14 protein-coding genes are annotated in these 14,863 nt (G+C 37.2%); 11 read left to right on the forward strand and 3 right to left on the reverse strand.

The features are described from left to right. Nucleotides 1-8 precede the first annotated feature (8 nt). Genes BQ4443_RS11930 through BQ4443_RS11940 form a run of 3 tightly spaced genes read left to right on the forward strand, consistent with a single transcriptional unit; the run spans nt 9 to nt 2,654 of the window. Nucleotides 9-968: an ABC transporter permease gene (locus BQ4443_RS11930; protein WP_023951769.1), complete on the forward strand. Its 960-nt coding sequence runs from the start codon at nt 9-11 to the stop codon at nt 966-968. Continuing rightward, nucleotides 955-1,899 (forward strand): iron chelate uptake ABC transporter family permease subunit, encoded by a 945-nt coding sequence (locus tag BQ4443_RS11935; RefSeq protein ID WP_023951767.1) that lies wholly within the window; start codon nt 955-957, stop codon nt 1,897-1,899. The genes BQ4443_RS11930 and BQ4443_RS11935 overlap by 14 nt, the downstream gene beginning before the upstream one ends. Continuing rightward, nucleotides 1,896-2,654: an iron ABC transporter ATP-binding protein gene (locus BQ4443_RS11940; RefSeq protein ID WP_023951765.1), complete on the forward strand. Its 759-nt coding sequence runs from the start codon at nt 1,896-1,898 to the stop codon at nt 2,652-2,654. Before BQ4443_RS11935 ends, BQ4443_RS11940 begins: the two co-directional genes overlap by 4 nt. Before the next feature lie 13 nt (nt 2,655-2,667). Here the strand turns inward: BQ4443_RS11940 and BQ4443_RS11945 are convergent, their stop codons facing one another. Further along, nucleotides 2,668-3,564: a helix-turn-helix domain-containing protein gene (locus tag BQ4443_RS11945; RefSeq protein WP_023951763.1), complete on the reverse strand. Its 897-nt coding sequence runs from the start codon at nt 3,562-3,564 to the stop codon at nt 2,668-2,670. A 160-nt stretch (nt 3,565-3,724) separates the two neighbouring features. Here BQ4443_RS11945 and BQ4443_RS11950 point away from each other — a divergent pair, with 160 nt between their 5' ends. From BQ4443_RS11950 to BQ4443_RS11975, 6 genes are all read left to right on the forward strand, one after another. Then, nucleotides 3,725-5,845 carry a TonB-dependent siderophore receptor gene (locus BQ4443_RS11950; RefSeq protein WP_023951761.1) on the forward strand — a complete coding sequence of 707 codons (2,121 nt, stop codon included), beginning with the start codon at nt 3,725-3,727 and terminating at the stop codon, nt 5,843-5,845. A gap of 131 nt (nt 5,846-5,976) precedes the next feature. Beyond that, nucleotides 5,977-6,783 carry an alpha/beta hydrolase gene (locus BQ4443_RS11955; protein WP_071059254.1) on the forward strand — a complete coding sequence of 269 codons (807 nt, stop codon included), beginning with the start codon at nt 5,977-5,979 and terminating at the stop codon, nt 6,781-6,783. A 125-nt stretch (nt 6,784-6,908) separates the two neighbouring features. Beyond that, nucleotides 6,909-8,138 (forward strand): phosphoglycerate dehydrogenase, encoded by a 1,230-nt coding sequence (serA, locus tag BQ4443_RS11960; protein WP_023951759.1) that lies wholly within the window; start codon nt 6,909-6,911, stop codon nt 8,136-8,138. Between the two features lie 446 nt (nt 8,139-8,584). Next, a complete protein-coding gene (gene rocF, locus BQ4443_RS11965; protein WP_071059256.1) occupies nt 8,585-9,499 on the forward strand; it encodes an arginase in 915 nt (304 codons plus the stop codon). Nucleotides 9,500-9,518: 19 nt separating this feature from the next. Continuing rightward, complete coding sequence (locus BQ4443_RS11970) at nt 9,519-9,953, forward strand: PACE efflux transporter (RefSeq protein WP_023951755.1); 435 nt, start codon at nt 9,519-9,521, stop codon at nt 9,951-9,953. Between the two features lie 16 nt (nt 9,954-9,969). Beyond that, the gene (locus BQ4443_RS11975; RefSeq protein ID WP_071059258.1) at nt 9,970-10,230 is read left to right on the forward strand and encodes a DUF1289 domain-containing protein; all 261 of its coding nucleotides are present in this window, start codon (nt 9,970-9,972) and stop codon (nt 10,228-10,230) included. Between the two features lie 14 nt (nt 10,231-10,244). Here BQ4443_RS11975 and BQ4443_RS11980 read toward each other — a convergent pair whose 3' ends face one another. Further along, a complete protein-coding gene (locus tag BQ4443_RS11980; RefSeq protein WP_071059260.1) occupies nt 10,245-11,600 on the reverse strand; it encodes an MmgE/PrpD family protein in 1,356 nt (451 codons plus the stop codon). 8 nt (nt 11,601-11,608) lie between these two features. Next, nucleotides 11,609-12,769 (reverse strand): acyl-CoA dehydrogenase family protein, encoded by a 1,161-nt coding sequence (locus BQ4443_RS11985; protein ID WP_071059263.1) that lies wholly within the window; start codon nt 12,767-12,769, stop codon nt 11,609-11,611. A gap of 121 nt (nt 12,770-12,890) precedes the next feature. Here BQ4443_RS11985 and BQ4443_RS11990 point away from each other — a divergent pair, with 121 nt between their 5' ends. Beyond that, nucleotides 12,891-13,826, forward strand: coding sequence for a LysR family transcriptional regulator (locus tag BQ4443_RS11990; RefSeq protein WP_071059265.1), 936 nt, complete (start codon nt 12,891-12,893; stop codon nt 13,824-13,826). Nucleotides 13,827-14,021: 195 nt separating this feature from the next. Next, on the forward strand, nt 14,022-14,852 hold the full coding sequence (locus BQ4443_RS11995) for an HTD2 family dehydratase (RefSeq protein ID WP_371128790.1): 831 nt from the start codon (nt 14,022-14,024) through the stop codon (nt 14,850-14,852). The last annotated feature ends 11 nt before the right edge of the window (nt 14,853-14,863 follow it).

A 14,863-nucleotide genomic window follows, 5' to 3' on the forward strand; every position in this document is an offset into this window, starting at 1 on the left:
ACTAGTCTATGGTGTGGCGTTTTTTGGGAGTAGGCTTATTATGCCTACTCTTTGTTATTAGTCTTTTTGTTGGCGTTAGTAATGTCTCAATAAATAATTTATTGAGTGATACTGATGCTATGCAAGTCTTTCTCAATAGTCGCTTACCACGTACATTGGCTATTGTATTGGTAGGTATGGCGGTGGCCAATGCAGGTCTTATTATGCAAATGCTAATGAGAAATCGTTTTGTTGAGCCCAGTATGACAGGCACAACAGAATCTGCTGCTCTAGGTCTATTATTAGTTACTTTACTTTTTCCAGAAAGTAGTATTGTGATAAGAATGATAGTTGCTAGTGGTTTATCCATCATTGGTTTAATTGGTTTTATGTTGATAGTAAAACGATTACCACCTACGGCGACTTTATTGATTCCATTAACTGGGATTATCTATAGTGGAATTATTGGGGCGGTGGGCTTATTCATTGCCTACGAAGCAGATATGATGCAAACCTTAGTTGCTTGGCTTATCGGTGATTTTGCTAGTGTGCTCGCTGGGCGCTATGAATTATTGTGGCTGACAGGGGTACTTTGTTGTATCTCTTTCTTTTATGCCAATCAATTTACTATCGCTGGTTTAGGTAAAGATATCAGTATTAATTTAGGATTAAATTATCAACAAATTACTAGAATTGGACTGATAATTATTGCATTGATAGCAGCAATTGTTGTTGTCACCATTGGTGGTATTCCCTTTATTGGTTTGGTAGTGCCTAATATCGTGAGTCGTCTCATGGGGGATGATGTTCGTAAGACGTTACCTTGGATTATGATTTTTGGGGCAAATTTAGTATTGGCTTGTGACATTATGAGCCGTATTGTCAACTATCCTTATGAAATTCCTGTTGGTACTATTATTGGTATTGTGGGATCAGTAATTTTTCTATATCTACTCTATGTAAAACCAAGTAAGCATGCAAAAAAATAAATTATTCTTGCTGGGCATAGGCTTAGTGATATCTATCATTCTCTTTATGACAGTTAATGCCAATGGGCAATGGAGCTTTGTCTTGTCATTTAGAGGAGAAAAATTAATTGCTTTATTAGTAGTAGCGTACGCTATTTCTGTGTCTACAATATTATTTCAAACCTTGACAGCGAATCAGATCTTAACGCCTTATATCATGGGGTTTGATTCTATTTATGTGTTGATACAAACAGGTCTAGTATTTTTATTGGGAGGTATAGGTTATGCCACATTGGGCGCGTATACTAAGTTTTCCCTTGAAGTAGTGTTGATGTTAATAGTTGCTTTTTTATTGTTTTCATCATTATTTTCTTCTTCACAAAAAGACTTATATCGTTTGGTGTTGACAGGTGTGATCTTAGGGGTATTGTTCAGGAGTACTAATAGTTTTTTACAGCGCATGATTGACCCTGAAGAGTTTTCTGTTGTCCAAAGTGTTAGTTTTGCACAATTTAATGTAATTAAGACGGCTTTATTATTACCAAGTAGTGTAATTGTATTGTTAGTCAGTTTGGTAATATGGCGCTTACAGCATGTCTTAGATGTAATTTCTTTAGGACGTGAGCAAGCGATTAACCTAGGGGTAAATTACCGTAAAACATTAATGCTAGTCTTATGTTTAATCGCTATTTTGGTGTCAATTTCAACGGCATTGGTTGGTCCCGTAACGTTCTTTGGATTGCTTGTGTCAGGTATTACTTATGCTGTGTTTAGAACTTATGAACATCGAATATTGATTCCTGCTTCATTTTTAATTGGGGCGATTAGTTTGATATTGGGTCAAGTTATTTTTGAGCATGTGATTGGTTTTAAAGGTGTATTAAGCATTGTTATTGAATTCCTTGGTGGGATAGTATTCATTATCTTCTTGTTAAAAAGAAAAGCGTTATGATTGATATAAAAAATTTATCCTATGCTGTAGATGGCGTAAATATTTTGCATAATATTTCTGTACAAATACCTAAAGGAGGGATTACCGCATTGGTTGGCTCTAATGGTGCTGGTAAATCGACGTTGTTTTCTCATATCGCTCGTTTAGAAACTATCCAACAGGGACAAATCACTATTGATGGAATGGATATTAGTCATACCCCCAATAGAGACATGGCTAAACTTATTGCTATTTTGCGACAAGATAATGTCATAGCGAGTCGTATTACTGTTGAAAAAATGCTAATGTTTGGACGTTATCCTTATCATCAAGGGCACCCAAAAGTCGAAGACTATGAAATTGTTGAGTCGACGCTCAAACAGTTTCAGTTGGATGCGTTAAGAGAGCGGTTTATTACTGACCTGTCAGGTGGACAACGCCAACGAGTGATGGTGGCAATGGTATTTTGTCAAACAACTGATTATTTGCTTTTAGATGAGCCTCTAAATAATTTAGACATGTATCATTCGAAGCAGTTAATGAAGCAATTAAGACAAATTGCCGATGATTACCAACGAACTATCGTTATGGTATTGCATGACGTGAATTATGCTTCTGCTTATGCTGATTATATGATTGGCATGAAAAATGGTGAGGTTTTATTGCAAGGTGCACCAGCTGCATTATTAACAGAAGATAATTTAAATAATTTATTTGGTGTAAAGGCGCCTGTTGTTGAGGTCAATGGTCATAAGATGGTAATGCATTATTTATAACGGAGCACATGATTTAATATTTCACTTCAGTTGGCGTATAGTGAAAATATTGTTTGAATGCCTGTGTGAAATTTGAAACATGCTTATAACCACATGCGTAAGAGATTTCTCCAATACTAAGATTTGAGTGCTTAAGAGCATGTAGTGCATATTTCATTTTTTTATGTTTTAACCATTCGCTAATACATAAACCAAAATGTGCTTTAACTCGTCGCTGCAAAGTACGTTCACTGATATTTAATCGTGTGGCTAAATCACTGACTTGAATATTTGGAGTGAATACTTGATTGATTTGCTGAATAAAGCTCTTAGCAGGATTGATAAGTGTATTTTTATGAGAAGTATTTTTTATTTGAGATTCAAAAATTTGCCATAAGGAGGCAAGTAATTGTAGCGCATTTGCCTCTTGGCATAATTGACCATAAATGCTGTTCTCAGGTAATGCCAAAAATTGTTTACTTAATGTTCTGATAGTCTCATCCATTTGCCATATACGTACGGTATCTTCAAAAATTGTAGGGTAATTTTTTCCTGGATAATAATCATATAGCCATTTTTCAATGCCTTTAATAGCAACTTTTTGGCAATAGTCCCCTTCAATTAAATGACGGCTAAATAGGCTTTCTTCTTGAATGGAAACCATAACGATAGAGCCGTTGTTCGCAGGAATTGTGTAATTGTCTTGATTAATACTGAAGCGTAATGTTCCTTCAAGCAGGATAATGAAGTTAATATAGCTATCTACGAGTTGGCTACTGCGCATATTTTTTCGTGCATATAAGGTTCCTCCATGGATATGAATACCACTCCTCAATGGGCTAAAAGAATAATTACCTTCTACCCACTCTTCTGATTGATTGTTATGGACGAGTTGAATAAATTGCTCGCTATTTAGCTGTTCTATTTGCATTGAAAATTGAGACTGTCAGAAAATCAATAAAGAATGTCATATTTAAATAAGAATCATTTCTATTTAAAAATTATTTTAACTCTAAAATACTCATTAACCAAGCAAATTTTGAAGAAATACAAATTTTGCTTTGATGTTATTTATAGGTGAGGATTTAGAGATGAAACAATTTAAGTTAAAAAAAGAAGTGTTGTTACTTACAATGCTCTTTTCTACGACAGCGTATGCACAAGAGAAAGCAGATGTGACGACATTGGATACTGTGTATGCGGTGAATGAACGAATTTATAATGCCATTGTTACTGAAAAAACACGTGATTATAGTTCATTCGCTTCTACAGTAGGTACAAAGAGTCCCGCATTGGTGCGTGAAATTCCACAATCCATCAGTATCATTACTAATCAACAGATTCAGGATAGAGAGGTAAAGACATTTGATCAGTTGGCTGCAAAAACGCCAGGATTACGAGTCCTTGCTAATGATGATGGACGCTCTTCAGTATATGCTCGAGGCTATGAGTATAGTGAATATAATATTGATGGGTTACCCGCTCAAATGCAGAGTATTGTAGGGACATTACCCAATCTTATTGCCTTTGATAGAGTTGAAATTATGCGAGGGCCTAGTGGGCTTTTCGATAGTAGTGGTGAAATGGGTGGGATTGTAAATTTTGTGCGTAAACGTCCAACACAAGACTTTCAAGGCAGTTTAGGTGCAGGCTTTGGTACAGCTAAAAGATACAATCTAGATGGAGATATTTCTGGATCGCTCAACACATCAGGCACGTTACGTGGTCGTTTAATTGCACAAACAAATGGAGAATCTCCTAAGCCAGCGAAACAAAATAATCATCACGAAACATTGTATGCAGCATTGGATTGGGATTTAACGCCTCAAACAACAGTAGGTCTTGGTTATCTTTATCAACAACGAGAATTAACACCAAATAATGGTCTCCCTGCTTTTATTGCAGATAATCGCTTATTAAGTTTGCCAGAGTCAGCTTTTATTGGGGCCGATTGGAACAAATTTTCTATGCAAAGCCATGATGTTTTTGCTGATTTAAAGCATTACTTTGCTGATGATGCACATCTAAACATAGGTATGCGTTACTCAGATCGCCAAGCAGATTCTAATTATATTTTTGCGGGTACAGGGATTAACGCAGCAAATAAAGTAAGAGCAACAGGACTGGGTACAGATATTAAACAGAAATCTTTGGCATTTGATGCGAGTTATAGTCGGCCATTTAAGTTGGGAAATACAAAAAATGATCTTGTTGTAGGGGTGGATTATAACCATTTTGATTATGACTATGATCAAGCACGAGTAACTAACTTAGGCATGGTAGATTATCGACAATTTAATACAATCTCTTATGTAGATATCATGAAAAATGCACGTCTAGGTACTAGCGGTTATGCACTTACACAAACTCGAGAGGAGCTAACCGAGAAAGGTATTTATGGTAAGTTAGTGCTACGTCCAATTGACCAACTGTCATTAATTGTAGGAGGTCGTTTAGGTCACTATGAAATTAAGGCGGGTGATGGTTTAACACAAGCAAAAGCGAGCAAAACAAACTTCACGGGTTATGCAGGAGCAGTATTTGATATTGTCCCTAACCATAGCTTATATATCAGTTATTCAAGTTTATATACCCCTCAATCAGATACGGATGCAGAGGGGCGTATCTTAAAAGCACGTCAAGGAACACAAATAGAAGGTGGTTATAAGGGGAGTCTTTTTGATGATAAATTAAATATGCGTTTATCTGTTTATCGCTTACGTGATGTGAATGCAGCTGCACCCATCATTCCGGGTGATTCAAGATCGTCTTCAGTAGCTTTAGGAAAACGGGTGATGCAAGGATTTGAAGCAGAGGTGAGTGGTAATATCACTGATAAATGGCGTATTCATGCAGGGTATAGCTACTTAGATACCTCATTAGTCATACCAACAAAGTCTGATGTGGCTATTTTTTTGATGCCCCGACACAGTGCAAATTTATGGACAACATATGATATTACTGATAAGTTGACTGTGGGTGCTGGTGTGAATGCTATGAGTAAGATTAAGTCTTCTCAAGATATCAGTGCTGGAGGATATACCTTATTTGATGCTATGGTGTCGTATCGTTTTACACCTCAACTAAAAGTACAGCTTAATGTAGATAATGTATTTAACCGGCATGCATATATACGTGTAGGTAGTACCAATACTTTTAATATCCCCAGTAAGGATAGAAGCATTTATGCTAGCGTACGTTACCAGTTCTAATAATTTATCGTAGATTTATTAAGGTTAATGCTGGGCTTAGGCTCAGCAGCATATTTTAGAAGATGATGAATATAAAGAAATTATTTTATTTAGGAAGTTTTTTCTTATTAAGTTTTATGAGAACTATCGCGATGGCTTCAGATATACAGCTGGCACAATTACTACATACGAAAGAAACTATTTTATATACATCTGAGACTCCGCACCCATATCGAATCCAATGGATGACGATAGGAGACATGCCTAAAGAAGGTTATCCTGTGCTTTATCTACTAGATGGAGATATGACTTTTCCTGTAGCGAGTGTTGCTGCTCATACGTTTATGGTGAATAAAGTGGCAAAAAAGAATGCACCAGTGATGATTGTAGGGATTGGTTATGGGAGGGAAGAATTATTAGACTTAAAAAAGAGAGCGCTAGATTATACGCCACCTACTAGAGATAATCGTGCGGATATTGATTATGGGGGAGCAGATAAGTTTACTCTGTTTATAAGCAATGATTTATTGCCTTTTTTAGCAAAACAGACCAAGATTAATATTAAAGAGCAAGCTATTTTTGGACACTCGTTTGGTGGACTTTTTGCTAGCTACAATCTTTTAGGAAAATCAAATTTGTTTAAATATGCTGTTATTTCTAGCCCATCTCTCTGGTGGGACGATAAACGCGTGTTTGATTTTTTTTCAAGTCAAATGCTTAGTGATAGGCATATCAGATTGAGTTTAGGTGAATTAGAAATTCCTAAAGAAACTGCTGACACTAGACGGCAACAGCGGGATATGTGGGGTAATCTTGAAAAATTTGCACATTATTTGGGAAATCAAGGAGTTACTGTTCAGTTAGAGCGCTATGAGGGTGAAAATCACGGAACTGTTATGTATCGTGCTTTGTTAGATGGAATGAAGTTTTTGCAACCATATTGGCAGAAGGAACAATAGTTTCTTTATCGAATAATAGGTAAAAAAGTTTCTTTTGAAAGTTCTAAATATATATATCTTTGACGTAACCTGATATGATAGTTTCTTTAGGTTTTGATTTTCTCACCGTAATGTAGGTTCTTAGAATGGAAAAACTCTCTCTTGATAAAAGCAAAATTAAAATTGTATTGCTTGAAGGTGTACATCCTAATGCACTAGATGTGTTAGCAGCAAATGGTTATACCAATATTGATTTTCATAAGAAAGCCTTAGAAGGGCAAGCACTCATTGATGCAATTAGTGAGGCTCACTTTGTAGGTATTCGTTCCCGTACTAATTTAACAGACGAGATTTTAGAACAGGCTAAAAAGTTAATCGGTATTTTCTGTTTTTGCATTGGTACTAACCAAGTGGATTTAGATGCTGCCGCTAAAAGAGGTATTCCTGTATTTAACGCGCCATTCTCTAATACCCGTTCAGTAGCTGAATTGGTATTAGGCGAAATGATTTTACTTATGCGCAAAATTCCTGAGGCTAATGCTCAAGTTCACCGAGGTGAATGGAAAAAATCGGCTGATGGTAGCCATGAAGTTCGTGGCAAAACATTAGGCATCATTGGTTATGGGCACATAGGTACTCAAGTAAGTGTGTTAGCCGAAGCCTTAGGAATGGATGTTATTTTTTATGATATCGAAACAAAACTTCCTCTAGGTAATGCTCGTCCTGTGTCGAACTTAAGTGAGTTGCTCGCTAAAAGTGATGTTGTTACGCTACATGTGCCAGAAGATGACAGCACCAAAAATTTAATGAGTGCTGAACGTATTGGTCAAATGAAGCAAAATGCAATTCTCATCAACGCATCAAGAGGGACAGTCGTTGATATTGATGCACTGGCAGCAGCTTTAGAAGCGGGTAAGTTAAATGGGGCTGCGCTTGACGTTTTCCCTGTAGAGCCTAAGTCTAATCAGGAAGAATTTGTATCACCATTACGTAAATTTGATAATGTGATATTGACCCCACATATCGGTGGTTCGACTGTAGAGGCACAAGGCAATATTGGTATCGAAGTGGCGAGTAAAATTGCGCGTTACTCAGATAATGGATCAACATTGTCTGCTGTCAATTTCCCAGAAGTATCACTACCAGAGAACAAGGGAGCAAGCCGTTATATGCATATCCACGTGAATAAGCCCGGTGTATTAACTAGTCTTAACAAAGTATTCACTCAAGATGGTGTGAATATTGTGGGTCAATATTTGCAGACTAATGCTCAGATTGGCTATGTGGTCATTGATGTTGAGAAAAACACAAAAGCCAACCTTCTTGAACAGCTAAAAGAAATTGACGGCACAATTAAGACCCGTGTTTTGTATTAGTGTTTTCGGCATGCCGTCTATATGAGACGGCATGTCAAAATTAAAAAAATAGAAGAGCACAGAGGTTAATTTGTAGTGTTTTCGGCATGCCGTCTATATGAGACGGCATGTCAAAATTAAAAAAATAGAAGAGCACAGAGGTTAATTTGTAGTGTTTTCGGCATGCCGTCTATATGAGACGGCATGTCAAAATTTAAACAATAGAAATTTACTAATATTCTGGAAAGCCCCTATACTACAAAGAGGTTTGCTTTTTTAATGAAATAATATATTTCATTTGCTATTTAATCATTAAGATGATTGGCATTAATTGACATTTTGTAAAAGACAAAAATCTATGCCTATGTCACAATATACGTAATTTTCATTCAATATAATAAGTTAGCATGTTGATTTATTTAGTCTAATTGCTTTTTGAATATTACATACAGTTATAGATAGAGATTATGAACAATAAAATTAGTTTAATTGGTGTACCAACGGATGTTGGAGCGGGACATCGTGGTTCAAGTATGGGGCCAGAAGCTTTACGTGTGGCAGGAATTACGCAAATGCTAGAGGGTATGGGGTTGGAGGTTCATGATATGGGGAATCTTCACGGCCCAGCGAATCCTTTTACAACCCCTAAAGATGGTTATCGTCATTTAAATGAAGTTATCCAATGGAATCAGTTAGCACATGATGCTATTTATACTGAACTAAAAAGAGGTCACTTACCGATTATGTTGGGAGGCGACCATTGTCTAGGTGCAGGCTCTATTAGTGCAGTAGCTCGTTATTGTCGTGAACAGGGGAAAGAACTCCGTATCATTTGGTTAGATGCACATACAGACTTTAATACAGCAGAGATTACTCCTTCAGGCAATATGCATGGTATGCCAGTTGCTTGCTTGTTTGGACATGGTCCCAAAGAATTAGTTGAAATGTCAGGTCAGGTACCTGCATTAGCAGCAAAAAATATTTATCAGATTGGTATCCGCAGTGTAGATGAGGGTGAAAAACAATTTATTCATCAGGCGGGAATTAATGTTTTTGATATGCGCTATATCGATGAGGTTGGTATGCGCCAAACGATGGAAAAAGCGTTAACAGATCTGAATGATAACGTACACTTGCATGTTAGTTTTGATGTGGATTTTTTAGATCCTGAAATTGCTCCTGGTGTGGGTACAACAGTGCGAGGAGGTCCTAACTACCGAGAAGCACAACTATGTATGGAGATGATTGCTGATACAGGACGTATGGCATCATTAGATATCGTTGAGTTAAACCCCGCATTAGATGTTCGAAATTTAACAGCGAATATTGCTGTTGAGCTAGTGGAAAGCTTATTCGGAAAAAATACCTTGGTACGACCTTAGCGCTATATTGTGATAACCTATGAGTAATACAAATACGGTTTATCGTAAAAGCGTTTTAGAGCGGTTTTTTTATGCTTTTCTTTTTGAAGTACTAGGAATAGGTATATCAACTCCATTGGCAGCATGGTTATCTGATCACGAAATGATGTCTATGGGAGTGGTAACTGTTGTGATTGCCATCATGGCGTTATTGCTTAATATGGGCTATAACGCCTTATTTGACTGGTACTTAAAAAAGAACCATTTTACGAAAACGACAAAAGTGCGCATTGTGCATGCAGTAGGATTTGAAACTACACTATTTATGATGACGATTCCATTTATCTGTTGGTATTTGGGAATTGGTGCTTGGGAAGCTATTGTTTTAGATATAGGATTAATATTATTCTATTTGCCATATACCTATTTATTTAACCTCTGTTACGATATTGTGCGTAGTAAAATTGTTCGCTAACTACTTGAAGACAGCCATGGAACAGCTTGAGTTTTTTGAAATTCCTAGTCCTTGTGTTGGTGTTTGCCAAGCAAATGCTAAAGGATATTGTATGGGATGTTTCAGGACAAGAGATGAAAGATTATATTGGCAGAAGCTTAGTAATGGGCAAAAACAAGATGTGTTAAAAGCTTGTCGTATTCGTAAATTACGTGCAATCAAGGCACAATTGCTTAAACAAGAGGAGTTACCGCAGTCTAACTCACTTAGTACAAGCCAAGATGAGTTAGACTTTTGATAGATAAGGCTTAATTACAATAATGAATTTATATGTTCATTCGTTTGTAATTCCCATACCCACTGGATAACTTTTTGTATTTCCTCTACAGTGGCAACACCACGATATTGCATTAATCGGGTCACTTTAGCTTCAATTTCAGGGCGAGAAAGGGTATTACCCGGATCTCCTTTAGGATCTTCAATAAACTCACTGAGTGTCTTGCCATTATTCAAAGTCACGGTAACTTTGCCTAGCCACTTATTAGGATAGGCATCATCAATTTGTTTATCCAGAACCATGTGAACTTTTTCTCTAAAGGCGTGAATGTTAGGATCATTAAGCGCTTCATCAAATTCAGTTAAACCAGCAAACTTCTTATATGCCACAATACCTAGTACTGTCCCCATTGAGAATTTTGATTGATGTACAGTTGTTGGGACATTAACGGCTCCTAAAACATCAATAGCGGCTTGATGGACATGGGCGGTAACTTGGACGATATCCTCAATAGCTATGTCATGCTTTGTAATGAGAGAAAGTAGAGCATCTGCAGCAGGATGGGTATGGCGGCATGATGCATGATATTTAAAAGATGTCTCAAGTAATGCCCAACGGGTACCCAGCTGATTATTTAATTTATCGTAGGCGGGTGATTCACTAAAGGCAACCCCCATACCTTGTTTACCATCAAAAATAGCTTCTGCGCCTGTAAATCCATCTTTAGCTAGCATGGCAGCCATTAATCCGTTTGCAGCCGCTTTGGCCGTATGCAATTGTTTTGAGTCAGCCGCTGTGAGTAGGAATTCCCATAAACCAGCAGCTTGCGTACCAGCAGAGCCTAGAGCATGTAGCATTTGATTCGGTGTGAGTTTAAGAAGATTGCCCACAGTTGCCGCTGCAGCGATTGTTCCTGCCGTTGCTGTTGTATGGAAAATCTTATAATGGCTACGCCCCAAAAACTCACCTACTCGAATTCCTATCTCATAGCCAACAACACAAGCAGTTAGAAATTCTTTGCCACTAGCCCCTATGCTCTGAGCAATCGCAAGTGCAGGGGGAAATACGACACAAGCAGGATGAAATACTGAGCTATTATGTAAATCGTCTTGCTCTACCATATGTGAGGCAGCTGCATTTACCATAGCCGCAAAGTATGGACTAGATGTTCCTGCATGAGGTAATAATTGTGCTGAACCTTGCAATGGACCTTGTGATTGAGCGAAAGCTAAAATTGTTTTTACAGGTCGTTCTGTTGAGCCTGCATAAATTGATCCTAGAGTATCTAGCAGTAGCTCTTCACAGCGTAAAATAACATTATCAGGTATTTGCTCAAAAGAGAGTTCAGACGCAAATTTGGCAACTTGATGGTTAATAGATTCTGTTGACATTATTGCTCCTAGAAACTGCGAGGAAGACCTAGAATATGTTCAGCCACATAAGAATAAATCAAGTTAGTAGATATAGGAGCAACTTGATATAGGCGAGTTTCTCTGAATTTTCTTTCTACGTCATATTCATTGGCAAAGCCAAAACCACCGTGGAATTGCAGACAAGCGTTAGCGGCTTCCCAAGAGGCTTCTGAGGCAAGAAGTTTTGCCATATTTGCTTGTGCTCCCATCGGTAAATGGGCGTCAAAACGCTTACTTGCTTCGTAACGCATCAAACTTGCCGCTTCAATATTGATAAATGCTTTGGCAATAGGAAATTGTACGCCTTGGTTTTGCCCAATAGGACGACCGAATACAATGCGTTCTTTTACATAAGCTGAAACTTTATCAATAAACCAATAACCATCACCAATACATTCTGCGGCAATAAGTGTACGTTCAGCATTCAGACCATCTAAAATATACTTAAAGCCTTTACCTTCCTCACCAATTAGGTTCTCTTCTGGTATTTCTAGATTGTCAAAAAATAGTTCATTAGTTTCATGATTAACCATATTAGGAATTGGCTGTACACGCATACCATTTTTCATTGCATCGGCAATATCAACGATAAAAATTGACATTCCTTCGGATTTTTTAGTCACTTTATCAAGTGGTGTTGTACGTGCTAATAGAATCATTAAATCACTATGCTGAATACGTGAAATCCATACTTTTTGACCATTCACAACATAGCGACCATCTTTTTTGACAGCAGTGGTTTTTAGCTTAGTAGTATCAGTTCCTGTTGTTGGTTCAGTAACTGCCATGGATTGTAAGCGTAATTCACCAGTAGCAATTCTAGGTAGGTAAAGTTGTTTTTGTTTTTCTGAACCATGACGTAGTAAAGTACCCATATTGTACATTTGTCCATGGCAAGCCCCTGAATTGCCTCCCTGACGATTGATTTCTTCCATAATAACAGTAGCTTCGGTAAGACTTAAACCAGAGCCACCATATTCTTCAGGAATAAGAGCAGCTAGCCAACCCGCATGAGTTAGTGCATTGACAAAATCTTCAGGATAGGCTTTTTCTTCATCGATTTTACGAAAGTATTCAGCGGGGAACTGAGCCATCAAGTCACGGATAGCATCACGAATTTCTTGATAATTATTCTCTACACCACTCATCATATATCCTTAATTCTATTTTATGAAAACTTTACTATGCCAAAAAATCTTTTATCTGCCTATTATAAAATTGTTAAGCTAGGCTTAATCAAAAGTTTAAGATTGAAAAAAGGATGTTGGTATGGCAATGCGCTTTGATATTGCAGATATGCAATTAATGGTTAATATAAGTGAAGTGAAGAGTTTAACAAAGGCAGCTGAGCGTAGTTTTTTGTCTTTGCCCGCTGCAAGTAACCGTATTAAGAATTTAGAGAATAATCTGGGAACTGATTTACTGTATCGAAGCAGTCAGGGCGTGACATTGACACCTTCAGGAGAGGCATTTGTTAAGCATTCAACAAATGTATTGCGACAGTTAGAACATCTGAATGCAGATATGAGAGAGTTTGCCCAAGGTATTAAAGGTAAATTAAGAGTATTTGCTAATACCACAGCAATGAGTGAATTTATGCCTAATTTATTAAGTCAATATTTACATAAGCATCCTGATGTTAATGTTGAGCTTAGGGAACGTCTCAGTTATAGAATTGTACAAGCAGTGTCTGAAGGGCTAGCTGATATTGGTGTGTTAGCTGGTATTGATCCTAGCAATGTTGATGCGACTAATTATGAGCATCTAACATTTATCCCTTATCGTAAAGATAATTTGGTATTAATAACACCGTTGGATCATCCTTTGGCACAGCATAAAGAAGTCAGTTTTGTCGATACATTAGGGTACGACTATATAGGTTTATCTGAATGGAGTGCCATTCATCATTTTTTACGTCAAGCAGCAGATAATCTAGGTATGCCACTGAAGTTTAGGGTAGAAGTGGGAGGATTTGAAGGGGTGTGTCGGATGGTAGCCGCTCAAGTAGGAATTGGTGTTATTCCAGAGAGTGTCGCTTATAGACAGAAAGAGTACAATCAAATAAATATTATCCATTTAAAAGATAAATGGGCAATACGGCAATTGCAGGTATGTGTAAGACAGTTAGATTTTTTACCGCCTTTTGCACAGGATTTAGTTCAGCTAATGAAAGAAGATGCTAAAACCGAATCCCAAAGGCCTTAACTCATTAAACAATAGCATATTGAGAGAAATATAGAATCGTTATTAGTGATAACACGATAGTGTTTGCCAATGGTTTGTGATACTTCCCTTTAAAGATATAAAAGCCCCCTTTCATAGAATCAAAATGGCTATTAAAAAAGGTACGTGCTATCGTTACTAAATAATTTTCTATTATTAATAAGAATTGAGAGAACTATAATGAGTATAGAATTTGAAAAATGGATAGGCAAACAAGAAAGTTGTCGTGAAATAATTAGTTCAAGCCATGTTAAAAAAATTGCCTTAAGTTTAAATGCACCTATTCCTCAAGAGGGTGAGGCGTTACCTTTCTTATGGCAATGGGCTTTTTTTATTAATCCTTTACCATTAAATGAGCTAGGTACTGATGGGCATCCTAAGCGTGGTGGCTTTTTACCTCCTGCTGATAATAGGAATCGTATGTGGGCGGGGGGACGCTTAAGTTTTATTAAGCCGTTGATTATTGGTCAAGAAGGAATGCGTGTTTCAACCATTCAAGCGATAAAAGAAAAAGAAGGCAGTACAGGTAAATTATTATTTGTGACGGTATTACATGAATATAGTCAACATGGTGAGTTATGTATTCGTGAGGAGCAAGATATTGTTTATCGTGAACCAAGTCCACCTAAGTTAATCGGTACTGAAATAGCTCCTTCTTCTAAATGGTCAGAAGATATTGAACCTAGCAGCACAATGTTATTTAGATATTCTGCAGTGACGTTTAATGGACACCGCATTCATTATGATTATCCTTATTCAACTCAGCAAGAGGGCTATCCAGGTCTTGTCGTGCATGGACCAATGATTGCTACTTATGTCTTAGATGCTTTTGTGAAAGCAAATCGTGATAAAAAAGTGAAAAGCTTCAAATTTAAAGGATTAAGACCATTAATTTGTCCTAAACCATTTAAAGTAGAGGGTACTTTTAATGATGATGGTAAGACAGCTCAATGCTGGGCACAGCAAGACGGTACTTTAGCTCAGTTAGCAGAAGTCAGTTTTGAATAAATCATTGTAAT

This window comes from Pelistega sp. MC2 (genome assembly GCF_900099475.1).
In the GTDB taxonomy this organism is placed as follows: domain Bacteria; phylum Pseudomonadota; class Gammaproteobacteria; order Burkholderiales; family Burkholderiaceae_B; genus Taylorella; species Taylorella indica.

Coding starts and splice junctions, on each gene's coding strand:
- BQ4443_RS11980 (WP_071059260.1), bottom strand. CDS start 11,600: ATGTCAACAGAATCTATTAACCATCAAGTTGCCAAATTTGCGTCTGAA.
- BQ4443_RS11930 (WP_023951769.1), top strand. CDS start 9: ATGGTGTGGCGTTTTTTGGGAGTAGGCTTATTATGCCTACTCTTTGTT.
- BQ4443_RS11990 (WP_071059265.1), top strand. CDS start 12,891: ATGGCAATGCGCTTTGATATTGCAGATATGCAATTAATGGTTAATATA.
- BQ4443_RS11975 (WP_071059258.1), top strand. CDS start 9,970: ATGGAACAGCTTGAGTTTTTTGAAATTCCTAGTCCTTGTGTTGGTGTT.
- BQ4443_RS11970 (WP_023951755.1), top strand. CDS start 9,519: ATGAGTAATACAAATACGGTTTATCGTAAAAGCGTTTTAGAGCGGTTT.
- BQ4443_RS11985 (WP_071059263.1), bottom strand. CDS start 12,769: ATGAGTGGTGTAGAGAATAATTATCAAGAAATTCGTGATGCTATCCGT.
- BQ4443_RS11950 (WP_023951761.1), top strand. CDS start 3,725: ATGAAACAATTTAAGTTAAAAAAAGAAGTGTTGTTACTTACAATGCTC.
- serA (WP_023951759.1), top strand. CDS start 6,909: ATGGAAAAACTCTCTCTTGATAAAAGCAAAATTAAAATTGTATTGCTT.
- BQ4443_RS11940 (WP_023951765.1), top strand. CDS start 1,896: ATGATTGATATAAAAAATTTATCCTATGCTGTAGATGGCGTAAATATT.
- rocF (WP_071059256.1), top strand. CDS start 8,585: ATGAACAATAAAATTAGTTTAATTGGTGTACCAACGGATGTTGGAGCG.
- BQ4443_RS11955 (WP_071059254.1), top strand. CDS start 5,977: ATGGCTTCAGATATACAGCTGGCACAATTACTACATACGAAAGAAACT.
- BQ4443_RS11945 (WP_023951763.1), bottom strand. CDS start 3,564: ATGCAAATAGAACAGCTAAATAGCGAGCAATTTATTCAACTCGTCCAT.
- BQ4443_RS11935 (WP_023951767.1), top strand. CDS start 955: ATGCAAAAAAATAAATTATTCTTGCTGGGCATAGGCTTAGTGATATCT.